At 57.6% G+C, this 23,302-nt stretch carries 18 protein-coding genes; 11 read left to right on the forward strand and 7 right to left on the reverse strand.

What is annotated here, in order from left to right:
* The first annotated feature begins 18 nt into the window (after window positions 1-18).
* The 3 genes from ACH2ED_RS22020 to galB all read left to right on the forward strand — a co-directional run bounded on the left by ACH2ED_RS22020 (window position 19) and on the right by galB (window position 5,525).
* Window positions 19-915, forward strand: a complete 897-nt coding sequence (locus ACH2ED_RS22020; RefSeq protein WP_395094884.1) for a universal stress protein — start codon at window positions 19-21, stop codon at window positions 913-915.
* 141 nt (window positions 916-1,056) lie between these two features.
* Window positions 1,057-3,093, forward strand: coding sequence for a serine hydrolase domain-containing protein (locus ACH2ED_RS22025; protein ID WP_395094885.1), 2,037 nt, complete (start codon window positions 1,057-1,059; stop codon window positions 3,091-3,093).
* A gap of 50 nt (window positions 3,094-3,143) precedes the next feature.
* Window positions 3,144-5,525: a beta-galactosidase GalB gene (gene galB, locus ACH2ED_RS22030; protein ID WP_395094886.1), complete on the forward strand. Its 2,382-nt coding sequence runs from the start codon at window positions 3,144-3,146 to the stop codon at window positions 5,523-5,525.
* Window positions 5,526-5,548: 23 nt separating this feature from the next.
* Here galB and ACH2ED_RS22035 read toward each other — a convergent pair whose 3' ends face one another.
* On the reverse strand, window positions 5,549-7,492 hold the full coding sequence (locus ACH2ED_RS22035; RefSeq protein ID WP_395094887.1) for a DUF6785 family protein: 1,944 nt from the start codon (window positions 7,490-7,492) through the stop codon (window positions 5,549-5,551).
* 27 nt (window positions 7,493-7,519) lie between these two features.
* The gene (locus ACH2ED_RS22040; protein ID WP_395094888.1) at window positions 7,520-7,858 is read right to left on the reverse strand and encodes a hypothetical protein; all 339 of its coding nucleotides are present in this window, start codon (window positions 7,856-7,858) and stop codon (window positions 7,520-7,522) included.
* 104 nt (window positions 7,859-7,962) lie between these two features.
* On the opposite strand from ACH2ED_RS22040, the gene ACH2ED_RS22045 reads away from it, so the two are divergent.
* Window positions 7,963-9,873 carry a putative bifunctional diguanylate cyclase/phosphodiesterase gene (locus ACH2ED_RS22045; protein WP_395094889.1) on the forward strand — a complete coding sequence of 637 codons (1,911 nt, stop codon included), beginning with the start codon at window positions 7,963-7,965 and terminating at the stop codon, window positions 9,871-9,873.
* A gap of 4 nt (window positions 9,874-9,877) precedes the next feature.
* Entirely contained in the window at window positions 9,878-10,291 is a 414-nt protein-coding gene (locus ACH2ED_RS22050) for a DUF2721 domain-containing protein (protein WP_395094890.1), read from the forward strand.
* Here ACH2ED_RS22050 and ACH2ED_RS22055 read toward each other — a convergent pair.
* From ACH2ED_RS22055 to ACH2ED_RS22065, 3 genes are read right to left on the reverse strand one after another with little or no spacing between them, the layout of a single operon-like run.
* Window positions 10,276-10,644: a hypothetical protein gene (locus ACH2ED_RS22055; RefSeq protein ID WP_395094891.1), complete on the reverse strand. Its 369-nt coding sequence runs from the start codon at window positions 10,642-10,644 to the stop codon at window positions 10,276-10,278. The genes ACH2ED_RS22050 and ACH2ED_RS22055 overlap by 16 nt on opposite strands.
* 28 nt (window positions 10,645-10,672) lie before the next feature.
* Complete coding sequence (locus ACH2ED_RS22060; RefSeq protein WP_395094892.1) at window positions 10,673-11,614, reverse strand: hypothetical protein; 942 nt, start codon at window positions 11,612-11,614, stop codon at window positions 10,673-10,675.
* A 26-nt stretch (window positions 11,615-11,640) separates the two neighbouring features.
* Window positions 11,641-12,396, reverse strand: a complete 756-nt coding sequence (locus ACH2ED_RS22065; protein WP_395094893.1) for a DUF4058 family protein — start codon at window positions 12,394-12,396, stop codon at window positions 11,641-11,643.
* 70 nt (window positions 12,397-12,466) lie between these two features.
* Between ACH2ED_RS22065 and ACH2ED_RS22070 the strand changes: the two genes are divergently transcribed.
* The 3 genes from ACH2ED_RS22070 (at window position 12,467) to ACH2ED_RS22080 (ending at window position 16,858) form a co-directional block, all read left to right on the forward strand.
* The gene (locus ACH2ED_RS22070) at window positions 12,467-14,854 is read left to right on the forward strand and encodes an ATP-dependent RecD-like DNA helicase (protein ID WP_395094894.1); all 2,388 of its coding nucleotides are present in this window, start codon (window positions 12,467-12,469) and stop codon (window positions 14,852-14,854) included.
* Window positions 14,855-14,873: 19 nt separating this feature from the next.
* Complete coding sequence (locus ACH2ED_RS22075; RefSeq protein ID WP_395094895.1) at window positions 14,874-15,464, forward strand: cytochrome P460 family protein; 591 nt, start codon at window positions 14,874-14,876, stop codon at window positions 15,462-15,464.
* 62 nt (window positions 15,465-15,526) lie between these two features.
* Complete coding sequence (locus tag ACH2ED_RS22080) at window positions 15,527-16,858, forward strand: ATPase, T2SS/T4P/T4SS family (protein WP_395094896.1); 1,332 nt, start codon at window positions 15,527-15,529, stop codon at window positions 16,856-16,858.
* On the opposite strand, the gene ACH2ED_RS22085 is transcribed toward ACH2ED_RS22080, so the two are convergent.
* Together ACH2ED_RS22085 and ACH2ED_RS22090 are read right to left on the reverse strand one after the other, a co-directional pair.
* The gene (locus tag ACH2ED_RS22085; protein ID WP_395094897.1) at window positions 16,848-17,801 is read right to left on the reverse strand and encodes a ribose-phosphate diphosphokinase; all 954 of its coding nucleotides are present in this window, start codon (window positions 17,799-17,801) and stop codon (window positions 16,848-16,850) included. The genes ACH2ED_RS22080 and ACH2ED_RS22085 overlap by 11 nt on opposite strands.
* A 42-nt stretch (window positions 17,802-17,843) precedes the next feature.
* Window positions 17,844-18,587 carry an SDR family NAD(P)-dependent oxidoreductase gene (locus ACH2ED_RS22090; RefSeq protein ID WP_395094898.1) on the reverse strand — a complete coding sequence of 248 codons (744 nt, stop codon included), beginning with the start codon at window positions 18,585-18,587 and terminating at the stop codon, window positions 17,844-17,846.
* A 95-nt stretch (window positions 18,588-18,682) separates the two neighbouring features.
* Here ACH2ED_RS22090 and ACH2ED_RS22095 point away from each other — a divergent pair, with 95 nt between their 5' ends.
* Genes ACH2ED_RS22095 through ACH2ED_RS22105 form a run of 3 tightly spaced genes read left to right on the forward strand, consistent with a single transcriptional unit; the run spans window position 18,683 to window position 23,292 of the window.
* Window positions 18,683-19,927, forward strand: a complete 1,245-nt coding sequence (locus ACH2ED_RS22095; protein ID WP_395094899.1) for a hypothetical protein — start codon at window positions 18,683-18,685, stop codon at window positions 19,925-19,927.
* Complete coding sequence (locus ACH2ED_RS22100; protein ID WP_395094900.1) at window positions 19,924-20,778, forward strand: hypothetical protein; 855 nt, start codon at window positions 19,924-19,926, stop codon at window positions 20,776-20,778. Before ACH2ED_RS22095 ends, ACH2ED_RS22100 begins: the two co-directional genes overlap by 4 nt.
* A 30-nt stretch (window positions 20,779-20,808) precedes the next feature.
* A complete protein-coding gene (locus ACH2ED_RS22105) occupies window positions 20,809-23,292 on the forward strand; it encodes a PDZ domain-containing protein (RefSeq protein ID WP_395094901.1) in 2,484 nt (827 codons plus the stop codon).
* Window positions 23,293-23,302: the final 10 nt, after the last annotated feature.

The raw sequence follows: 23,302 nt of genomic DNA on the forward strand, positions 1-23,302 counted from the left end.
TGCTCCTAAGATAGGGACATGAAAATCGTTCTGGGTGTGGATAGTCGGATGCCGGAGGCCAATGCGCCGGTGGTCTCGTTGCTGAAGCGGCTCGCGTTTGTGGGCAGCGAGGTTGAAGTCGTGCATATCGTCGCCCCCCTGGTCTTCCCGGGCGGTGAGCTGCTTCCTGTGCTCTCGGGACTCGCCGCGTCGTACTATGAGACCCATGAGTGGCCCGATGCGGGGCAGGTGGTGGCGCATGTCGCCGACGAGCTACGGACGGTCTATCCGACAACGGAGACAGTTGTGAACGGTAGCCCGTCGCACACGCTTCTGACCACGGCGGAGCGCTCGGGAGCAAAGCTGCTGGCCCTAAATGCCTCGCACGATCCGGTATGGAAGAGCGCCTTTGTGGGTAGTGTCGCCCGCGCCGCCGTTCTGGGGGCGAAAGAGAGCCTCCTGCTTGCGCGCCCTGCCCTGCCCGATAGACCGTTGCATGTGGTTTTTGCCACCGATCACTCGCCCTATGCCGACAAGTGTGCCGCGCTTCTGGGGGAGCTCTTTCCGCGTGGGGTTTCGGAGCTGACGGTTCTCACTGCCTTTCCGATTGCCGCCATGCGTGGGCAGCTTCTGGCACGAGGCGAGGCAGGAGCCGTGGCGAGTGAGCAGATTGAGCACGGGCTGATGAGCCGCAACGCCGACACGATTGCACGGCTGGATGCCGCATTTGGTGAGTCCGCGCCTGTGATGCAGTCCCGCGTCGTAGACAAGCCCATAGACACAGCCATCGCTGACACGATGGCGGAGACACACGCGGATCTGCTTATCCTCGGGGCGCACGGCCATAGCCTGGTCGAGCGGCTCATTACAGGCAGTGTGTCGTTTCGTCAAGCTCTTAGCTCGCCGTACTCCGTGTTGCTTTTGCGGCCTTCCTGAATATTTAAAGAACTCTTCTAAAAAATAGGATAGAGGAGTTACTCTCTCAAGTGCGACCACGATATTTACTCTCGTGGCTGCCACTCACAATGTTGAGCGCTAAGCTGTAACTAAAAACCACTGAGCGTGCTCTTAAAGGCGATGAAACGCTATTTTCTCGCCTCGCTTCTCGCGCTCGCTCTCCCCGCGCTCGCCTCTGCCCAACCGACGCAAACCTCAGAGTTTTCGGCTTTGGAAAAAGAGGTGGAGGCAGCGCGGATAAAGTTCAAAATTCCGGGCCTCTCGCTCGCGGTGCTCAAAGACGGCAAGCTGGTCTACACCCACGGCTTTGGTCTGCGCAATGTGGCAAAGAAGCTCCCGGCGACTCCTGAGACGCTCTACTCCATTGGCTCGTCCACAAAAGCCTTCACCGCCGCTTCGGTGCTGATGGCTGTGGATGCCGGAAAAGTCAAGCTCACGGAGCGGCCTGTGACCTACCTGCCCTACTTCAAGCTCCGCGACCCGGAAGCCAGCGCACAGATCACTGTCTCCGATCTGCTCTGCCACCGCTCGGGCCTGCCGCGCACGGACTTTATGATGCTGGCGGCTGAGGGCACGCTTAGCCGGAAAGAGCTGATCCAGGCGGTCGGACAGGCGAAGCCCACGGCCAAGCTTGGAGAGAAGTTTCAGTACCAGAACATTCTCTTTGCCGCCGCCGGAGAGATCGCCGCCACTGCGTTCGCGATGCCCTATGAGCAAGTTATTGAGACAAAGATCTTTGCACCGCTGGGCATGACACGCAGCACGCTCTCGGTAGCAAAAGCCCTCGCCGACAAAGACCACGCCACCGGCTACGATCCCGCCACTCAGAAACCGCTTGTCTGGCGCGATATTGCGGCCACCGCCCCCGCCGGAGCGATTAACTCGTCTGTGGTAGACATGGCTAAGTGGGTGGAGGCGCTGCTGCAAGGAGCCAAGCCCCTTCTGAGCACCGAGAGCTACGCCGCGATGACAACGCAGCAGATGGCAATGAGCCCGACAATCGGCTACGGCTACGGCTGGTTCTTGCCAAAGTGGCGAGGGATTTCGGTCGTTGAGCATGGCGGCAATATAGATGGCTTCAATGCGGAAGTGGCTTTTATCCCTGAGAAAAAATGGGGGCTGGTTATGCTCAGCAATGTCAGCCAGAGCCCGATGGCCGCTGAGATTCAGGAGATTGTCTGGCGCAACCTAAGCGGCGAGAAGTCGGCGCAGAAGAAGCCCACCCCATCAGATTCCGTCAAGCCTGCCGCGCCGTCGGTGCCCACCAAAGACGAAGCCGGGAGCTATGTGAGCACCACGCCCGCCATGACAATGAAAGTGACGTTTGACAAAGATCACCTCGTACTCAACGTCCCTGGCCAGCCGCCGTATGCCATGCAGCACGCTGGAGGCCGCGCCTATCGGCTTGCGCCGCCACTGCCTGAGGGGTTCAAAGCGACATTTGATGAAAAAGGCATGCTCTGGGAGCAGCCCGGTGTGAAGATGCTGCTGGCAAAAGAGACGACCAACGTCTACAAAGCCCCGCTGACCGTGGACGGGCTTCTCGCTAAGATGCTGGAGGCTGTGGGCGGAAAAGTGGCCTGGAGCAAGCATAAAAGCCGCGTAGATACCCTCATGGTGGACTTTGAGAACCAGGGAATGCAGGCAACCGGCGAGAACTACCAGAGCCAGGGCAAGCAGGCACAGCGGCTGGATGTTACCGCGATTGGCAAGAAGATCGGCTGGATCGCAAATGGCTACGATGGCAAAGCCGTCTGGATTAGCTTCAGCTTCCTTCCGCCTCAGCCCACCCGAAACAGCGAGCGCTTCCGCGCCGAGGCCGATCTGGCGATGGGGCTGTTGGAGCCTAAGGCGCTCTTCGAGAAATTTGCGATTACGGGCACAGACAAAGTGGAGGGCGAGGAGTGCTATGTACTCGTCAAGACCACCAAATCCGGTGAGCGCATGACCGATTATGTCTCCACCAAGAGCTTTTTCGTGCTGCGTCGCGACACCGACACCCCCGAGTTCTACTCCGACTTTCGCGAGAGCGGGGGCGTGATCGTGCCACATAGAAGCGTCCAGAAGAACCCCAGCATGGGCAGTATTGTCACTACTATCCAGAGCACGCGCTGGGACGTGCCTGTGGATAGCAAAGTATTTAACGCGCCCAAATAACCGCCCCGTTTTGTCCGCCCACACGAACGTAGGCGGCGTATAATGTCTCTATGAATCGTCTTTCTTTTGACCGGGGCTGGAAGTTTGCGCGTTTTGGGCTGATGCCTGAGGGAGGCTCGCGGCCTGAGCCGGAAGGCATGGAGAAGCCGGGCTTCGACGACGGCGCGTGGCGAGCACTGGACTTGCCGCACGACTGGGGGATCGAGGGGCCGTTTCGAGGGGATCTGCCCAACGAAACGGGAAAGCTCCCTTGGGCAGGGATCGGCTGGTATCGGAAAATGCTGCCGCAACAGGCGGCTGGGAAGCGCGTTTACTTAGACTTCGATGGTGCGATGAGCCACCCGAAAGTCTATGTGAATGGTGCTCTTGCGGGCGAGTGGGCCTACGGCTACGCCAGTTTTCGGGTGGATCTCACGCCGCACTTAGCCCACACGGGCACAAATTTGATTGCGGTGCGCCTCGATAACCCGCCCGACTCGTCGCGCTGGTATCCGGGTGGGGGGCTCTACCGCCACGTCTGGCTGGTGACGGGCGATCCAGAGCATGTTGCTCACAATGGGATCTTTGTCCATACGCCCGAGGCGACAGTAGAGCGTGCTACGGTAGCCATCGAGACGGAACTGGAGGGAGGCGAGGTTCTGGTTCATGCTGACGTGCGCCATGAGATTCTGTGGAAAGGAAAGGTGGTCGCCAAGGCCGAGGGACGCAAGGCAAGTGTCACGCTTGTCCGCCCGCAGCTCTGGAGCATTGAGAAGCCTCAGCTCTACACGCTACGCACCAGCGTCTGGTTTTCAGGTCGGCTCTCCGATACCCAGCTCACGACCTTTGGCATTCGCAGCATTGCTTGGGACGGCGCAAAGGGCTTCCTGCTCAACGGGCAGCGCGTCACGCTTAACGGCGTCTGTAACCACCATGATCTAGGCCTTCTGGGCGGCGCGGTGCACGAGCGCGCTATTGAGCGCCAGCTTGAAATTCTCAAAGAAATGGGCTGCAATGCTATTCGCACCAGCCATAATCCGCCCGCGCCAGAGCTATTGGATGCCTGTGATCGAATGGGCTTTCTGGTCATTGACGAAGCATTTGACTGCTGGCGGCGCGGGAAGAAACCCAATGACTACCACTTAGATTTCGATGCCTGGCACGAGCGCGATATTGTGAGCTTTGTTCACCGCGACCGGAATCACCCGTGTGTCATCGCCTGGAGCAGTGGCAACGAGATCCCCGAGCAGGGCAACGCCGCCGGAGCCGCGCTCTCCCGCGAGCTTACGGCGCTCTTTCACCGCGAAGACCCCACGCGTCTGGTCTCAGCGGGCTGTAACAATGCAAATGCAGGCAGTAATGGCTTCTCCGAGACGGTGGATATGTTTGGATATAACTACAAACCGCATCTCTACGGCGCATTTCGTGCCCGGTATCCCCGCCAGCCGCTCTTTGGAAGCGAGACCAGCTCGTGTGTGAGCAGCTACGGCGAGTACTTCTTTCCCGTGGAGCAAGACAAGAGCAAGGGTTTTTACAATTTTCAGGTCAGCTCCTACGATCTTTACGCCCCGCCCTGGGCAATGAAGCCAGATATCGAGTGGGAGGGTCTTGATAAGAACCCGAGTGTCGCGGGCGAGTTTGTCTGGACAGGCTTTGACTATCTGGGTGAGCCGACTCCCTACAACCAGGACCGGAGCAACGCGCTGAACTTCTCCGATCCCAAGGAGCGTGAGAAAGCGATGGCGCTCTTTGAGAAGCTGGGCAACCACTCGCCGTCTCGTAGCTCGTACTTTGGGATTGTGGACTTGTGCGGCTTCAAGAAAGATCGTTTCTATCTCTACCAGGCCCGCTGGCGGCCCGAGCTGCCCATGGCGCACCTGCTGCCGCACTGGAGCTGGCCGGGCCGTGACGGCCAAGTCACCCCGGTACATCTCTACACCAGCGGTGATGAGGCCGAGCTATTTCTGAATGGCAAGTCGCTGGGGCGTAAGAAACGCGCCCCGCTCACCTACCGGCTTGTCTGGGACGACGTGCTCTATGCACCGGGTGAGCTTAAGGCGGTCGCCTACAAAAACGGCAAGCACTGGGCAGAGGCTGTCCAGCGCACGATGGGTTCCGCCGTCGCCTTAAAGCTCGACATGGATCGAAAGTCACTGACGGGTGGCCACGATCTGAGCTTTATCACGGTGAAAATCGTGGATGCAAAGGGTGAGCAAGTACCCAGTGCGGATCACCTGATCCACTTCACGCTCACGGGCTCCGCCGCCACGCTCGCCGCCGTGGGCAATGGCGATGCCACCAACCCGCGAAGCTTTCAGACGGGCGAGTACCCCGCGTTCCACGGTCTTGCGCTTGCCATCATCCGCGCCAAGCACGACACAAAAGGCGAGGTGATTTTGCGTGCCGAGGCGGCGGGTTTGAAGGGAGCCGAGGTACGGGTGCGGGTGGGGTAGCCGCCCAATTTTCAACCGGCGGTTTAATGCGGAAAGACCAGGTACATCTGGTAGCCAGTGAGCATTCCGAAGATTCCCCAGAGCGTCGGGATCACGTAGTCGCCGAGAATGAGGCCCAGAAAAAACGGGAGCAGCTTACGGTAGCCCCTGATTCCGGCATAGCGCAACGTGATGGTTTTCATGACCCAGGCGATGAGAAACGGGCACCACATGTACTCCATCGTGTTGGTCATCCCGATGGCGTAGCCCAGCGGGTGCAGGGGGAAACCATTCACACGCTGTCGGATCACGGAGATCACAAGGGCGACCAGTGCGCCAAAGCCCATCCCTAGTAGGCCAGGAATATCTGCGAGGGTGGGGGAGACGAGAAGAGAGACAGCCTGGCGCGCGGGGCCCGTTGCGCCGTTCTGAAGTGCGGGGCGCACTTTTGCGGTCGCGGCGCCGTAGGTGTAGTAGATATCCAGGTGCGCCCAGAACGCCGCCAGTGTGCCGACAATAATCGCGAAGAGTAGCGGTTTGAGCAGCGCACGCGGCGAGAGCCCGCCGCCTTGGGCCATCTTCAGTGCCTCTGCGGAGTGGGGCATAGGGTTGTCGCGCATGTCGTTCATCCAGCTTGTGTAGCCGATGAGTAGGGTTGCCTCTTTGCCCGAGAGGTGATTTTGTCCAAAAACATCCGCCACAAACTGACCGTTTCCCCACATTGGTGCCCACGCCCAGCCCGCGCCCGCCTCGCTCACAATGCGGGCCAGCGTGATGGCGCAGCAGGTGTAGATCAGTACGTAGGTCAGCGACTGCCAGAAACTCGCTCCTGCTGCCGTCATAAAGAGCGTCATAAAGAGCAGACCGCCTATACCGCCCAGGAGCGCCATTCGCGCAGACATCAGCTCCTCGTGCGTGTCATTCGTGACAGGTTTTTCAAGCGCCTCCATGGCTTTTTTTAGCGGCTTACGAGCCATCCAGAGCGAGAAGAGCGCGATCCCGGCAAAGGCCCCGAGCCCTTGTTCTTTAATAAACGGCATCCGGTTGGTCGGGCCGCTGCCTCCACTCTCCGAGAGCCCGAGCCAGGCACTGCTGATGATCATGGCTTTCTGCACCAGATACATGCTCCAGCATGAGAAATTGACCTCCAGTGAGAGCAGATAGGCGATCCCAATAATAGAGGGATAGAACGCCAGGGTGAAGCGGCCCAGGGTGTTCCAGGGGCGCTCCGTGAGCAGCGGGCCGATCTCATTGAAGCCCATCCCAGGCTTGAGCGGAATGCTCGGCACCGACGGGTACAGAAAGTTCAGGTAGTTGACACTCTCCAGTAGCCCGGCTATCACCACACCTGCCCAGAAGAGTGGGTTTTGGAAGATCGGGGCGCGCCCGCCGCTCTGCGTGATCTCCAGCGGGAGCAGCACCAGAGGAAACGTCAGGCGCTCTTCCTCGATCCACTGCTTGCGAAAAAGCGACATGGCGCAAAGTAGTGTCCAGAACACGGCGATAATAAACGCGCTCCAGGCCAGCACGGGCACCGCCCAGCCCTTGAGATTCGCGAGTGTCCAGAGCGTCGTATTGCCCCGGAAGAAGCCATTGAGGACATCGGGGTCGCGGGGGACGAGCCACTCGGGGATATTGGGCCAGATATAGTCTTTAAACTTACTGCCGCCCGTGGCATAGTTCTCATAGAACGGTGCGGGGATTTGATTGATCAGAATCTGCACAAAGCCATAGCCTGCCGCGCAGGTGCCCACGCAGAGCATGGCGTAGAGGGTGATCAGCTCTTTCTGACTCAGTGCCCACTTCTTCGCGAACTTTAAAAAGCCCAAATTTACGCACACCAATGCAAAGAGCATGACCAGTGGGCCCCGCTGAAGCGCTGTTTGTGTCCAGAGGAGTGCCTGCGTTACGACATAGGCGTAGGTGCCGAAGTAGGCGTTGACGAGCAAAAGTAAAAACCCTAAGCCGTAGAGAACCGTCTTTCGCATGGGCTCTTATTGTAGCCCGAAATGTGTTCATTGCGGCTCTGTTTGTGTGTCACGCTCTTGTGACGCGATCTGAAGACTCTGCGCGATATCGCGGAGGGCGCGGGACGACGCTTCTTCTTCCTCGGTGGCTTGCTTGAGCTGATTGACGCTCTCACCCGTGCGCTCGTGACGGGAGCGGACAAGCGCCATCTGCAGATCGGCGGCGCCGCAGGCAAGGGCGTAGCGAAGGATCGCCTGGCGCAGAAACTGATTCTCGGCTTTGAGGACATCCAGTTGCTGGCGCTCGGTGAAATGCGAGCGCAGCGCTGCGACATCTTGTCGCAGCCGCTCCGATTCTCGCTCAAGTTCAACTAGTCTTTCTTCCATTGCGTAACTACTAATTAGTTATGACGCAGTTACCGATAATCCTGTACTACAGGAATTACTGGTTTCTGGTACAATTTGCTACCTGTTTTTTGATTGTTTCCTATATGCTGCCTAGACGATTCCAACTGGACCATCAGCTTCGCTTTACTTCCATTGAGGGAGAGGCAGGTGCGGCGCGTCTGGGCGAGAGCCTGCGCTCGATCTGTAGCGCTCCGGTTTGGGAGGCGATTCACGATGGACTCCTGCAAGCACTGGCCACGCGTAAGGCGTTTTCCTATAAGGCTGAGCTTCCTGAGCTAGGACATCAAGTGATCGAGATCGTGCCTGATATAGCCGGAATCACCGTCTCTATTCAGCCTCAAGTGGTCTTTTCCTCCGGCAACGCCGATGAGTTTTTCCAGCAGTCGGCGGAGATGCTCTGCCTGCTGGAGATATTCTCGGGCACCCTGGTACGGGTAAACCCTGCCTGGCAAAAAGCACTGGGCTACACGCAACAAAGCCTCGATGGTCACAAGCTCTTTGAGCTGATTCCCGATGAGGATCGTCTTGAGGTGACTGCGGCGCTGGCGCAGGTGTCACAAGGCTCCATCGCACGCTTTGGGTGCCGATTTCTGGCGGCCTCGGGGGAGTTTCATTATTTGCAGTGGAGCATCGCACCCGGCAAAGAAGGGGGACTGGTCTATGCAGCCGCGCGGGACATCACCCGGACACGTGCGGTCGAGCTGGAGATCCGTCGCCAAACGCACCGTGATGCCCTCACTGATCTTCTGAACCGCAAGGCGATCGAGGAAGCTATCCTGAGGATGCTCACGTCGGGCGCACACGGTGCGTTTGGCGTTTTAGAGCTGGCACTGGATCGCTTCAAGTGGGTCAATGAGGCGCTGGGCCAGGAAGGCGGCGACCAGGCACTTCTAATCATTGCGCGGCGACTGGGGGCAGCGCTCCGCGCCGAGGATGTGATCGGGCGGCTGGAGGGCGATGTCTTTGTCGCACTGCTGCCTGGGGTCGCGACGGAAGCCGATGTCAACTCCGTGGCGCAGAAAGTCCTGGATGCAGTGCAGTCCCCGTTCTCACTACGAGGCATTGATATTCGTTTGACCGCCTGTATCGGGATGGTCATTGCTCCTTTTCATGGCACCGACCCGAAGACCCTACTAGAGCGCGCCGATACTGCGATGTACCAGGCCAAGAAAGCATCGCGTGGCCACGTCACACTCTGGCGCGATGGAATGACCCTCAGTGGGATCGAGCGTCTGGCGCTGGAATCCCGGCTGTCGCAAGCCGTAGACCGAGGCGAGATGCTCCTGCACTACCAGCCGCAGGTGGCGGCGGGCACAGGGCAGCTCGTGGGGTATGAGGCACTGGCGCGCTGGAACCACCAGCAGCTAGGCATGATCCCGCCCGACACTTTCATCCCCATGGCCGAAGACTCTGGTCTGATTGTCCCGCTAGGGCACTGGGTGATGCGTGAGGCTTTTGGGCAGGCCGCACGCTGGCAGCAAGTTCTCTCCGGGTTGGGAGTCTCGGTCAACCTTTCAGGACGGCAGCTTGCCCAGCCTCACCTAACCGATCAGATCAAAGAGCTACTCGCCGCTTCCCGTGCGAACCCGGAGCACATGGACTTGGAGATCACGGAGACGGATCTCATGCAGCAAGACGAGGCCCAGGTGAAAGACGTTCTTTTTCGGATTAAGGACATGGGGCTCCAGCTCTCCGTGGACGATTTCGGGATGGGCTACACCAACTTCGGGCGGCTGGCCAAGCTCCCCGTGGATCGCATTAAGATTGACCGAAGCTTTGTCACCAATATTTGTGAAAACGCTGCCGACGAAGCCGTGGTGAAGGCGATGGTGGACATCTCGCGAACGCTCGGGATGAAAGTGGTCGCTGAGGGAGTCGAGACCCTGGAGCAGTTTGAGAAGCTCACCGCCATGGGCTGCGACATCATCCAGGGCTATCTGTTTGGTAAACCGTCCCTGCCCCTGGACATCCCGCGTCTGCTCACTGCCCGTTGAGCCCATGGACATCTCACTCACCACACCCGCACTGCTCTTTCCCGCCGTCTCCCTGATTCTGCTGGCCTACACCAATCGTTTTCTGGCACTCGCCGCGCTCACCCGTAGTCTGCACGAGCGCTGGGGCGAGACTCATGACCCGAAAATCCCGCCCCAAATTGAGAGCTTGCGCTACCGAGTCCGTCTGATCCGCCGCATGCAGACCCTGGGTGTCAGCGCGATTCTTCTGTGCGTCGTGGCGATGTTTTGCCTGTTTGTGAACTGGCCCCGCGCGGGTGCATGGGTCTTCGGCGCAAGCCTCATCACCCTCAGCCTCTCGCTGACCGTCTCTCTCCACGAAATCCAGCTCTCCGGTCGCGCCTTAGACATGCAGCTCGCCGACATGGAAGCCCCTGATAAATCTCAGCGCGTCGAGTAGCCGTACTTCGACAGCTCGTCTTTGACCCAGACATTGACACCGATTCCTAGTCCAACGAGCAGGAGCATTACCACGACACTCTGCCAGGTCATTTTCTGCGAGTTTCCATGCCGCGCCAGGTTGAGCTTATCTCCCAAAATCAGCAGGGCTAGTCCGAGAAGAGGGCCTGCTGTTCCAAGGAACTGCCCCTTCATGGAGAAGCTAATGTTCTCCGCGTGCTCTTTTGCAGCCTGTAGCGGCATCCAGATTTGCCAATAGGCCATTGCGAGGCCCACGACGAGAATAAATGCTCCCACAACGCGAGGGTTGGTTTTTGGCTGTGCCGGTTTGTCAATATCATTACTTGCGAACATTGTTATCGTTGTCTCTTTCGTAGCATGTCTAAAATTTGAGGGTTTCACTCGCTAGAGTGAAGAGTGCCTGGACATTGCCTATTTGTTCGTAGGCGATTGTGTAAGGGCCTTTTCCAAATAACCCCGCCTTTTCCCCGTCACGGTGAAGACAGAGCTGGCCTTGTTGCAGAGTGACTCCCTTGAGGCTGTCGCCAAGAAACTCGGTCTCGTTCTTACCCTCACGCACCGTGATGCCGTGACGGGTGAGGAAGATCGCGCCGCCTGTGCGAAGGGGGAAACCGGTCTTTCCCTGGCGTTCCAGCTCCTCGCGGTGCTTCTCCATCACCCAGGCCGTCCAGACTTTCTCAGCGGCGCGGAAAAAGTGGATACTTGCCTCGGGGCCGGGATTTTCTTTGTAGGAGTAGTAGTGGCTTGCCAGTGTATAGAGGGGCTTGCCATCGCCGTCCATCCAGGTAAAGCGGGTATCGGTGCCGGTGTAGATGCCATTGGTATAGTGGCGTATCGAGCCGTTGTAGAGTACCCTTGCTTGCTCGAAGAGAAACACCCCGGTACTTCTGGTGGTGCCTTTCATCTCCCGAGCCAGCAGGTTTGCCAGGCCAGAGCCGGAGAAATAAAATCGTGCGATTCCTTTCTCCCCGGTATAGCTATATTCATGTGGGCGAAGTGCTACTATACCCATAACAAGTAAAATCAAGGAGAAAAAGCCACCTGCTCCCCAGACTATCCCCGTATCTTTTCCAAACTGGGGAGAGAAGTAGATCAGTGTTCCCAACAGAACCACTACCAGAGCTCCGTAAATAGTTGCTCGTGCGATAGATTTCTTTGAAAAAGAGGGGGTCTCCCCGTGGCGCAGCGTGGAAAAAGCACTCTGCACTCTGCCAATCGTTGGCGGAGCGGGCTCTGAAAACTCACGGTCATCTTCCAGGAGCTGACCGGTGTGATCCAGAAGTTGGCCGGTACGCTGCGTCATGCCTGGGATTGTAGCAGAGTTCTTGTCTAGGCGGCAAGTGCGCCGGGCAGAACCGGTTCGGGGACTTTGCTGTAGTCCACCATCCGGGCGAAGCCGCACTCGTCATAGGTGCGCTCAAAGACGGGCCGAAGATCAACTTCCAGATCGGGATGATGCTCGTCGAGGGGTACCAGAACCGTGGGAAGCACTTCTTGAAGTGTCCAGCCAATCGCTTGGAAGCGCGACCCGTAGCCGCCCCGGTGCAGGCTCACCGCATAGTCGAACGGTCCGAATCGTGCCTGGATGCCACTGCGGGAAGCGGCCAGAGTATGCTCGCCTGCTCGCAACAAGTCAATTTCCAGAAGATGCACCTCGCTCTCCAGAAGCGTTTTTTGCTTGCTAAGATACTCGTCGCGACCACGTCCTGTGGATTTATTAGAGTGGCTCAGCAGCTCGACAACCGCGACCACGCGCCGCTGCGAGCCTGCTCGGGTCTGAATCTCGATAAAGGTCTCCCGAAACGGCTCGCTCTCCTCTATAGCCCACTCCATCTCCATCTTCGAGGGAGACTCTGCGACTGCCATGCCTCCCGAGGGTGGCCCATTCTGACCCACGGAGACATCCGCGACAAAGTGACGGATGCCCTCTTCGACGACAAGACGCTCTTCCAGTCGAGAAGCGAAGCCTGCCGGGAGCTGACGGTTGATGGCGGCGTTGAGGCAGTAGATAAAGGCATTATGAAAAGCAGGCCACAGGTTCTGGTTTTCGAGATACGGGTCCATTCCGGGAAATGGTGAGGGCATGGCAAACACTCCTTAAACTATTCTACCGCTTTCCGGCTGAGTGGCTGAGAGGGAAGTATAATGCCTGCGTATGGCATTTACCCCACGAACCCGAGAAGAGGCCGAGAGCTACCATCCGACTGAAGTACTGGAGTGCACGATTGAGCGTGTGACGTTCCACAATGAAGAGAATGGCTACGCGGTGCTTAAAGTCCTGCCGATGGATACACGCGACAAAGTGAAGGCGGACGTGATCGCGGTGCTGGGCAGCTTCTCCAATCCCGTGGTGGGCGAGAGCCTGCGCATTTTTGGCTGGTGGGACAAGCACCCGCAGCACGGCAAGCAGTTCAAGGCCGTGCGCTATGAGGTGATCCGCCCCGCGACGGCGGCAGCCATTGAGAAGTATCTCGGTTCGGGGATGATCAAGGGTATCGGGCCAAAAGCCGCCGAGTGGATGGTGAAGAAGTTCGGGGTCAAGACCCTGGAGGTGATCGAGCACCACCCAGACAAACTACAAGAAGTGAAGGGCATCGGGGAGAAGAAGGCCCTGATGATCCAGGCGGGCTTTATCGCGCAAAAAGAGATCGCGGCTATTATGGAGTTTTTGATCGGCCATGGAATCACGCCCACCTACGCCGTCAAGATCTACAAGTACTACAAAGAGCGCGCCATCGAGCAAGTCGAGAAGAACCCGTACCAGCTCGCCACCGATATCTGGGGAATCGGGTTTCGTAGCGCTGATAAGATCGCGCTGAATCTTGGGGTCACCTACGACGCCCCGCAGCGCCTGGAGGCCGGGCTGGTCTATGTGCTCAATAGTGAGATGGAGAGCGGCGGGCACTGTTACTTGCCCCAAAACGAGCTGGTGAGCAAGGCGGCGGAGAACCTCTACATCAAGTCCGCCGATGACTTGCCGGAGCACGACCAGGCCCACGAAAAAGCCCAGCTTGGGCAGAAGCTCGAACCCGTTCTCGCCGATCTCATCGCCCGTGGTCTCTTAGTCGCCGAGACCGTGGAGCTGATGGGCCACGAAGAGGTCGCCATCTACACCCCGAGTTTTCACACGACGGAGAAAGCCGTCGCGGATAGAGTCCACCAGCTTCTGAACTCCCCTTGGCGCAACCGTCCCAAGCCCGCTGAGATTGATAAAATCGTCGAGAGTCTCCCCGGCCACGAAACGCTCTCCGAGGAGCAAGACATGGCCGTGCGCCGCGCTTTGAGTGAGAGCGTACTGGTGCTCACGGGTGGCCCTGGCACAGGAAAGACGCACACCACAAATTTTATTGTGCAAGCCCTCGACAAGCTGGGACGGCGGATTCAGATTGCGGCGCCGACGGGGCGGGCGGCCAAGCGGGCGGCGGAAGTCTCGGGGCGGGAGGCGAAGACGATCCACCGGCTCTTGGTCTTTGATCCGGAGAAGAAGGGTTTTAAACATGGGCCGGGCGAGCCGCTGGAGCTTGACGTTCTGGTCATTGATGAGTCCTCGATGCTGGACTTGATGCTTACGCATAACACTATCCGCGCCATCCCCGACGGGGCGCAGATTATCTTTGTGGGCGACGTGGATCAGCTCCCGAGTGTCGGGCCGGGCAATGTGCTGCATGATCTCATTCACTCGGGCCGCGTCCCCGTGGCGCGCCTCACGCAAGTGTTCCGGCAGGCAGCGGCCAGCAAGATTATCACCAGTGCCCACGCCATCAACAAGGGTAAAGTCCCTGAGCTGCTCCCGCCCAGCGAGGCCAAAAACGGCGCGGACTGTGTCTTTATCGAGGTGGACGAGACCGAGGAGCTACTCCAGAAGATCAAGGGCATTGTCGCCAAGAGCCTGCCCAATCTGGGGTTCAAGGCCGAGGAGATCACGGTGCTCTCCCCGATGCAGCGCGGCATGGTCGGGGTGCGTAACTTAAACGAGGAGCTTCAGAAAATTGTCAATCCGGCGCACCCCAGTAAATCTGAGCATCCCCGTGGCGGGATAATCTTGCGCGAAGGCGACCGTGTGATGCAGCGACGCAACAACTACGATAAAAACATCTTCAACGGCGATGTTGGGCATATTGAAATTATCAACACAGAAGATCAAATACTGATTGTAAACTATCCAGAAGGGCCTGTGGAATATGAATTTGCCGAAACAGACGAACTAAATCATGCCTTCAGCTTAACAACGCACAAAGCACAGGGATCAGAATACCCCGCTTGTGTGATTATCGTTCATAACACGCACTATATGATGTTGCAGCGTAATTTAGTCTATACAGCTCTGACAAGAGCGAAGAAATTCGCGGTGATTATCGGGACAAAGTGGGCGCTGAAGCGCTCGGTCTCGAACAAGCATGTCCAGCCGCGCTACACCAGATTGGCGCAGCGGCTACAAAACTTGGTGGAAGGACTGGGAACAAGTGGGCTTCCGGGTACGGCGAAGGCGGGCAAGGAGTCGCGCGAGCTGCCCACACCACCGATGCCCGGTCGGCTGTTTTGATACCGGGGAAGGGAATCTGATGAAACGTTTTCTGCCGTACATGCTGGCGCTGGTTTTAGGAGTGATTATGGGGGTTTGGGTAACTCGATCACGCTCCGAGAGACTATCTGAGGAGGTACTGACACCCGAGAAGGTTCTCAGCAACTATGCCCGCTATGTCTGCCTTACTCCTAAAAACTACCAGGTGGATGAGGGCTTGCTTATGCTCTGTCGGGGAGCAAATCAGGAGGATGTGAAGCAAGCAGAAAAGGCCACAGGGCCTCATGCCTATGCCGAAGTACGAGTCTTGATGGATAAAACTGCCGAGTCCGCACTGAAGTCCAAGGCAAAAGTCTTTCCGGTCGGGGCTGTGGTGGTAAAGGAAAAGGTGGCGCATCAGTATCCGTATCTGGAGAATCCGCCACGACGATTCAGTGGCGTGACAGGAATGATCAAGCGAGCGCCTGGCTACGCCCCCCAGAACGGGGATTGGGAGTACTTCATTCAAGAAGCAGGTATGCCTTTGGAGAAGGGGAAGATTGTGACTTGTATCGGCTGCCACCAGAAAGCACCGGGGCCAGATCATCTCTTTGTTCCCTGGCTTAAGCATAAGGTAACTACGGCGCGATAGAGGCTCTGTCATGAGCCGAATTGTCTATGCTCACGGCGGCTGTTTTAGCGATAAAATCATCTATGGACGATGAGAAAACGGTTGGAAATGAGCTGTGGAGCGTCGGTGAAGTCGCTCGGTTTCTAAAACTCTCCGTGCGTGAGGTGGAGGTGCTACGGCAAGAAGGTAGGCTGAGCGCGACGAAGCGCTGGCCGCGCGGCTGGCGGTTCTCGTCGGCGTCGGTGATCGGGTATTTTGAGGGACAGGAGCCCTCGCCTGCCGAGCCGCAACACGCCCCGGAAAACACAGGGCAATCGAACTTCGGTGAGATTCTAAAGGCTATCAAAGAACTTGAACAACGCCAGCTTGCGGAGGAGGGAGAAAGTGAAGGTGCCGACTACGATGCGCCCTCGATGATCAAGATGGTCAATGCCATTTTCTCCAAGGCCATTGATCTGGGGGCATCGGATGTTCATTTTGAGCCGTCGCAACGGCTCATGCGCGTTCGGTTTCGCATCAATGGCCTGCTGCAAGAAGTCCTGCCGATCCCGAAGCTCCTTCAAGATCAGCTCGTTCGTCGTGTGATGGTCATGGCGGAGCTTGATCTGGCACGGCTCTTTGTGCCACAAGTGGGGATGATTCGGGTGAAGCACAATACGCTGGACTGGGGCGTGCGGGTGACCGTGATTGCGTCGCTCTATGGTCATACGATTACGGCGCGGCTGGTCAATCAGGCACTTCTGGACGGCGGCTTACAAGAACTTGGGATGCTGCCAGAGCTTCTGGTGCCACTGGAAGACCAGCTCGATTCTGCCGGAGGACTCTTTCTTTTTGCCGGGCCAAGTGGGAGCGGGACAACCACAACGGCGGCAACGTGTCTGCGCTATCTCAATAAGATTGAGTGCGCGGTCTACACCATTGAGCAGCCTATCGAGTACGAGCTTCTGGGCGCGACGCAGATTCAGCTCAATCCGTTCTGTGGGCACACGCTCGAAAAAGCGCTTAAGACCGTCCTGCGCTCCCAGCCTCAGGTACTCTTTCTGGGAAGTATCGAAAACGCCGAGACCGCCCGCGCTGCCCTTGAAGCCGCCGAGGCGGGCATTACCGTACTGGCTACGGTTCGCTGCACCAGTATTGCCACGGTTTTCACGCTACTGGAGCGCTACGGGATTGCGCCGCAGACCCAAGCCCGGCTGATCCAGGCGGTTCTGAATCAGCGCCTGGTTCATCCCCCGCGCACGGAGGCAGTGAGGGGATTTTTTGAGGTGGCTTGGATCGGTGGTGCCTTGGAGCTACAGGATTTAATTGAGCAAAGAGCACCCCACGAGAAGCTGGAAAAGGCGATACGGCGCTACGCTTTTTCCCCGCCGCTAGAGGAGCAGCTCGCTGCTGGCGAGTACCCCGCTAATCATTAAACAGCTCGCTGACGGAGTCGCCGGTCCAGATGCGACGGATGGCTTCGGCGAAGAGATGCGCCACAGAGATGACGGTGGTTTTTTCGGTGCGCTTCTCGAGGGAGATAGGGATGGTGTCGGTGACGATCAGCTCCTTGATCTCCGGGCGGGAGAGGCGCTCGACAGCAGGCCCGGCCAGCACGGCGTGGGTGCAGGCGACATAGATCTCGGGGTTGGCTCCGCTGGCAATCAGCATGTCAATAATCTCGTTGATCGAGCCGCCCGTGGAGATCATGTCGTCGTAGACAATACACGTCTTGCCCTTCACATCACCCGCCAGGCCGCTAATTTCCGCGATCCCGTGGCTGGGGCGGAACTTGTAGCCCACGGCGAGTGGGCAGTGCAGGCGCGACGCGATCTTGCGCACTTTCTTGACCCGGCCCTCGTCGGGCGAGACCACGACGGTGTTCTCTAAGTTCTTGGTCGCTAAATAATCGGTGATCGCTCCGATAGCCGTGAGATGATCCACGGGAATATCGAAGAAGCCCTGGATCGCATCCGCGTGCAGATCCATCGCCACAATCCGATCCGCGCCCGCCGTCGTGAGCAAGTTGGCGATCAGCTTGGCGGTAATCGGCTCACGGGGGCGGTCTTTTTTCTCCTGGCGGGCGTAGCCGTAGTAGGGCAGCACCACGGAGATGCTGTTGGCACTAGCGCGCTTCAGCGCGTCCAGCAAGATCAGCAGCTCTAATAAGTTCGCGTCAATCGGGGCGCAGGTCGGCTGGAGCACAAAAGCGTCCGTGCCGCGCACCGAGTCCTCGAACTTGATGTAGATCTCGGAGTCGGGGAAGCGGGTGATCTTGAGAGGGCCAAGTTCGATACCCAGGTTCTGGGCGACAGCGGCGGCGAGCTCGGGGTGCGCGGTTCCAGAGAAGAGCGCCATAGGGGGACGAAGAACAGACATACGGAGGCTATTGTACCGTGAGTGCGGCCATCTTCCCCCGCGCTACAGCCCAACCCCACGCGCCGAGACCGTGGCGCGCGCCTGTGCGACAGGCTTCATCACGATCTCGTCTAAGTTCACGTGCCAGGGGCGGGTGACAGCAAAGACAACCACATCGGCGACATCATCGGCGGTGAGGGGCGTGAGGCCGTCGTAGACTTTCTTTGCCCGCTCCGTGTCGCCGAAGAAGCGGACTTCAGAGAACTCCGTCTCCACCAAGCCCGGCGCAATATCCGTGATGCGAACGGGGGTGCCGTTAAGCTCTAGCCGAAGTGTCTCGGTGACGGCACGGGCGGCGTGCTTGACAGCGCAGTAGCCCGCGCCGTTGGGGTAGGTCTCCCGGCCCGCGACGCTGGTGATATTGACGATATGGCCCTTTCCATTCTGTAGCTTGGGAAGCAGCGCACGGGTGACACGCATCAGGCCCATGACATTGGTCTGGTACATCTGGAGCCAGTCGTCGTCGCGGGCTTGGGCCAGCGGCTCCAGCCCAATCGCGCCGCCCGCGTTGTTGACAAGAACGTGAAGCGTGTCGGGAACCGTGGCACAGAAGGCTTCTACGGAGGCTAGATCCGCGACATCCAATACATGGGCAGAACCGCCTAGCTCCTCGGCGAGGGCATTGATCCGATCTTCCCGTCGTGCGCCTAAAACGACAAAATAGCCCGCTGCCGCAAGCTGCCGTGCACTCGCCGCCCCGATGCCACTAGAGGCACCGGTGACGACGGCGATTTTCTTCTCACTCATGGGTTCAGTTTACCCTGGAAAAAATATTTTCCAAGGCTGTCCAGAATCGGTGGTTTGTGCTGTTTTCTTTTTAGAAAGATAGGAGAATCAGGAAGATGCAGCAGACACGACGGACTTTTTTGATGACCACCGGGGGCTGGCTCACCGGGCTGGCGGCGGGCTGTGGAAGCGGAGGCAGCGGGGGAAGTGGTGGGAGCAGCACCACCGACTTACTCACGCGGATCGAGCCGGCCAAGGCGGAGCTGGGCATGAGCTTCGTGGGCGACTCGCTCAACACGCGCTTTGATGCGGCATCGCTTCTGTTTCCCGAAATTGGGAAACTGGTGGCGGCTGGGACAAGCGCCACGGGTGAGGTGCTGGCTAAATTTGCAGGCACACCTGCTTTTGAAGACGATTCCCGGCTGATCGCGCTTTGTGCCGTGTTGGATCGGACGCAGGATCGCTCGGCGGTTCGCGCTCTGGCTGATTTCGTGGAGCGCAATCTCAATGGTAGCCTGCTCTACAGTCTGTCTACGGCTACCTATGTCCTACGGCGACTAACGGATCAGCCGATGGCTGGAGGGCTGACCTTCTCTGAAGCCGTCACCATGCAGGCGAACGTGGCGGCGGCGCGTGCTTGGCTTGCCGCCAACCCCAGCATCGCTCAACGACATGTCTCCACCCCGCGTGCCCAAGCGCGCTTCGACGGGCAGAGTGCAAAGACGCGCTATCGTCTTCGTATCGATACTGTGCCTTTCGACATCACTTTTGAGGTGACCCGGTTCGGGACCCTCGATGTTCCCGCAGGAACTGCACAGTCAAAGGTCAGCGATACCACCAGCAAAGGGGGAACCCTTGTCAGCAGCTTTGATGGTTTCCCTATTGATCCCCTCAATGGGGCACCATCAAAGTACACGAACTGCGCGGGCTTTGTGCTCTACAAACTCTTTGGGATTCGTGGAAACTACGATACCCAGAGTCTCCACGAGCGCCTCTTAGATGCAGGAATGGTGGAGCGTGGGAGTGTGAGTGCCGTCCGAAAAGGAGACTACGTTGCCTTCTTTACGGAGGATGGGAAAATACCGCACGTTGGGGTTGTGGGGAGCGTCGCCCCCCTCATGATTCTCAATAAGGACAACCAAGGTCCCGTGTTTCTTGCCGCACCGGATGCCGCTTATTTCTCCCAGAAAGAGTCCGGGTTCTTTAGCGCCTTCGGCCGTCCTACCTGGACCCCACATTACTTCTATTTTCCCACCTCCCTTGGCTATGTCGACGCGATTATTGATCCTGATCCGGCCTTGGCAAGCAACCCAGCCTACTTACAAGACGCTAGTGGTCATGTGAAAGGAACGATCCGATGAAAACCCTTCTTGTTCTTCTGCTCACGTGCCTTCTGGTCGGGTGTAGCGGTGGACGTCAAGTCGTGCCCAGCACACGTAGCACGGGAACCGCGGAGCTGGTGATTCAGTTCCCCCGGGCAAGCACGCGAGCCATTCCCAGTGCGACTCAGTCCGTGGTGGTGAGCGTCTCCGGCATCCTGTTAGACAAGGTCTACACTAAGACGATCAATCGTCCCAACTTCACCGATACCGTCCGAGTGCAGCTCCTGCTGCCTAGTGGAAGCCTGAGCCTCTCCGCGAAAGCGTACTCCCAAGCCGAGGGCGGTGGCTTCGTTCTGGCAAGTGGCAGTACGAGCTTTGAACTCATCCCCGATGAAGTGAAAGCCATAGATTTAGAACTGAGTGTCCCCATTGTCGGTAAGCGCTTCCGTAAGAAAGCCGTGCAGGTTACTGCGAATCCACTCATTCAGGATATTCTTCCGACAAGTGGGTTCCCGGATCGGTTTACATCGCGGCTTGAGCTGGTCGGCATACCCGACGAGATCGTGGTGGGGGTGCCCTTTGAGCTCAAGCCACGCTGGGAGCTGACTCTGCTTGCGGGACGCGATTGGCCTGCGGCCACGACAGCGGAGATGAGTGTCATTGGTGTTGGCGTTGGCTCCTGGGAGGAGAAGAAAACGGTAGGGAGTGTTCCAAATGGAATGTCCCCTCCTGTTTTGTTTCAAGGGACGCGAACAGTGACGGTCACCGAGTTTTATAATACTGCTCCCTCTATCTTCTATAGTGTTAATGTCCAAATTCTTCCGAGCAATGGGGGCGGTGGAACCGGCTTTGCTGCCAACGTCCTTGTTTCGTACGAGCCTGTGCCATAGCGTAGTCGGCAGAGCTGAAAGGAAAAGAGAATGTCGCGTCTATGGTTCCGTGTTTTGGTTTTTATCATCGGAGCATTGTCGATCCAGATGCCCGCTCGTGCCTATGAAGGGGATCACTATGTCTGGACGTACTATTTGGCGCGACACTGTGGTTACACACACCGACAGGCGTTTCAGATTGCCAGTGCAGCGTACGCAATTGACTGGGATCCCAATACGGGGCCGATGCCCGAGGGGGTTACTCAATGGTATCTCATCGCGAAGGGAGTACCCACCGTTCATCAGCGCAAGTGGACGGAGTTCCATGCCTTTACCCTGAATCAGTTGCAGCCAGGGCCAGCGCAGATCGCGAAAAACCAGGCGGCAGAGCGCCTGTGGAGGCTCGCCGTTGAGCAACGCAATCCGGGCCCCTATATTCACTTCATCCAAGATGTGCAGGCGCATAGTGGCTGGGACGATGTTCGCGGACATGGTTTCGCCGGGCACCTCCCCGACTTTCTTAGCCATGACTATCCCGACCATCGGCGGGCTAAGGCGATGACGCAAGATACCATCGCGGCCCTGCTCAAGTTCCGTAAGGAAGTGATGGGCATCACGACTCCAATCTCTATCGATCCCCAAATCTGGGTTGATCTTGAGAATCTGATCCGTGCAAATCCGTTACCGCTCAGTTTTAACGAACCTCTCACACAGAGGAATGTTATTGATAATTTTTTGCTGCCACGACTTACCTCTCCTGAATCGAGAGATTTTGCACGTGCCGCAAGGGATCCTCTGGCCCCACCTGTTAATGAACTTAATTTTGAACGTGAACTTGGGCTGATTAACGAACTACTTGCTCAGCCAGTGTTGGAAACCTCCTTGGCTGTCATTAATGGCGCGATGCTGAAAAAGTATCAATCGGGGCGCTTCAAGAAATTTCCGCACACGTATTTCCTGCAGCAGGAATCAAAAACCGGGGATATGTTCATTGCACAAGGGCTCATAGGGCAAGAAAAGGTATTGGTCACCCCGCAACTCCCTGTGAGATGGAGACAATACGCCTTCAGTCCGGAGGGGCGTGCGACTGAGGATGGCAGTTTCGCCGTGGAGAATCTGCAACTTCAAATAGAGGAGCCAACCGTCCAAGTTGAAATTCCCAAACCGGATCAAGGTGTTCGTAAAATCCGAATCGAATTCGTGTATCAAGTGAAAGATGTGGCGCCTGCGATTGGTTCACTTCCCGTTGCCGAGTTGATTGAGGTGGGTTTTTCTAACCGTCCAAGCCAATACAATGATCCGCATCGCTATCGGATGCATTTGGTGGAGGAGAATACTCTCTATAATTATAAGGTTCACCGTGTCTTTGAGTGTAATGTGCCCAAGGAGGATTGTGAACAAAATCGTGTCATCCTAACGCTTGGAGTGCACGTTGCTGGAATGGAACCACAGTGGCGGCGGCATCAACTCATCACTGCCCCGAAGGGCAATGACCTATCGCAGTTGCGGCAGGCGGTGACTCAGGCAGGTTTTGCGCGTATCACTGGAGAGAGCCCTACAGGATTTACTGCCTATAGTGCAGCACAAGGTGCGCTTGATGCGAGCAGTGTTACCGTTGTTGCGTTTGCCTCCCCTGCCGCTGTCGAGGAACACTTACGACGCTCCTTTGGACCAGAGCTGTCAGAGGCTGCTCGGAGATCACTGGGGAGCCTGTCCCAGTTCGGCACCAATGTGACTGCACGGCGCTGGTACTTTAGCAAGGAAGCGGAGTATTTCAACCTCTTCACTCGGCAGACAGTAGGGGGGCAGGCATATTGCTTCGGCTTTATTGAGTATGCCCTTGTCCTCAATGGGACGACGTTTCTCGATTTACTGAAAGTGTTTCCTGCACCTGAGACGGCACCGGTGTCCAAAGGGGACATGGAGGGGCAAGGTGAGGCGGCAATGCGTAGCCTGGTTGCTGCGTTAGCCCCGTTAGCTGCCTCTGCCCCCTCCAGCGGTCCCGGATATAAGTGGAAACGATTACCCGATCCGGTTTTTGCCGATGATGCTCCCAGTCTTAAGTCTAATACGGCCTCCAAAACGCCACAGGTGGCGACAAAGACGGTTCCAAAGCTATCTCCCAAACCGAGTACGCTTCCCCGAGGTGGAACTAAGGCAGGCAAGATTCCTTTACCTCCCATGCCAAAGCAGGACAAAGACCTTCCGCCCCTTGGCTCGGTGGGCAATGTCGTCGCGGAGAACTTTGGCACCCATGCCCTAGTCCGCGAGGGCAGGCTCGTGCTCACCGATGTGGTGCGCGGCTCGCCTAGTGAGAGCGTGGGACTGCGTAGCGGGGATCGGATCCTCCAGATCGGTGACAAGAGTTTGGAGGGACTGACGGCAGCCGAGCTCCAAGCACTGGCCCATGCGCCTCTTCGCGCACCACAAAGGATCACGTTTTTGAGAGGACACGACCAAGCGCAGGTTGTGATCCTGTTGCTGGAGAAAACCGGTGGCTACACCGTGACCGTCACTATCATTCCCAAGCAGTGAGAGGAGAGCT

It is taken from the genome of Armatimonas sp., from assembly GCF_043757465.1.
Classification (GTDB): domain Bacteria; phylum Armatimonadota; class Armatimonadia; order Armatimonadales; family Armatimonadaceae; genus Armatimonas.

Bases quoted from the DNA above. Each gene is read 5' to 3' on its own strand.
- ACH2ED_RS22060 (WP_395094892.1), bottom strand. From the start codon at position 11,614: ATGACGCAGCGTACCGGCCAACTTCTGGATCACACCGGTCAGCTCCTG.
- ACH2ED_RS22050 (WP_395094890.1), top strand. From the start codon at position 9,878: ATGGACATCTCACTCACCACACCCGCACTGCTCTTTCCCGCCGTCTCC.
- ACH2ED_RS22100 (WP_395094900.1), top strand. From the start codon at position 19,924: ATGAAAACCCTTCTTGTTCTTCTGCTCACGTGCCTTCTGGTCGGGTGT.
- ACH2ED_RS22065 (WP_395094893.1), bottom strand. From the start codon at position 12,396: ATGCCCTCACCATTTCCCGGAATGGACCCGTATCTCGAAAACCAGAAC.
- ACH2ED_RS22040 (WP_395094888.1), bottom strand. From the start codon at position 7,858: ATGGAAGAAAGACTAGTTGAACTTGAGCGAGAATCGGAGCGGCTGCGA.
- ACH2ED_RS22055 (WP_395094891.1), bottom strand. From the start codon at position 10,644: ATGTTCGCAAGTAATGATATTGACAAACCGGCACAGCCAAAAACCAAC.
- ACH2ED_RS22045 (WP_395094889.1), top strand. From the start codon at position 7,963: ATGCTGCCTAGACGATTCCAACTGGACCATCAGCTTCGCTTTACTTCC.
- ACH2ED_RS22080 (WP_395094896.1), top strand. From the start codon at position 15,527: ATGGACGATGAGAAAACGGTTGGAAATGAGCTGTGGAGCGTCGGTGAA.
- ACH2ED_RS22090 (WP_395094898.1), bottom strand. From the start codon at position 18,587: ATGAGTGAGAAGAAAATCGCCGTCGTCACCGGTGCCTCTAGTGGCATC.
- ACH2ED_RS22095 (WP_395094899.1), top strand. From the start codon at position 18,683: ATGCAGCAGACACGACGGACTTTTTTGATGACCACCGGGGGCTGGCTC.
- ACH2ED_RS22085 (WP_395094897.1), bottom strand. From the start codon at position 17,801: ATGTCTGTTCTTCGTCCCCCTATGGCGCTCTTCTCTGGAACCGCGCAC.
- ACH2ED_RS22035 (WP_395094887.1), bottom strand. From the start codon at position 7,492: ATGCGAAAGACGGTTCTCTACGGCTTAGGGTTTTTACTTTTGCTCGTC.
- ACH2ED_RS22020 (WP_395094884.1), top strand. From the start codon at position 19: ATGAAAATCGTTCTGGGTGTGGATAGTCGGATGCCGGAGGCCAATGCG.
- ACH2ED_RS22025 (WP_395094885.1), top strand. From the start codon at position 1,057: ATGAAACGCTATTTTCTCGCCTCGCTTCTCGCGCTCGCTCTCCCCGCG.
- ACH2ED_RS22105 (WP_395094901.1), top strand. From the start codon at position 20,809: ATGTCGCGTCTATGGTTCCGTGTTTTGGTTTTTATCATCGGAGCATTG.
- galB (WP_395094886.1), top strand. From the start codon at position 3,144: ATGAATCGTCTTTCTTTTGACCGGGGCTGGAAGTTTGCGCGTTTTGGG.
- ACH2ED_RS22075 (WP_395094895.1), top strand. From the start codon at position 14,874: ATGAAACGTTTTCTGCCGTACATGCTGGCGCTGGTTTTAGGAGTGATT.
- ACH2ED_RS22070 (WP_395094894.1), top strand. From the start codon at position 12,467: ATGGCATTTACCCCACGAACCCGAGAAGAGGCCGAGAGCTACCATCCG.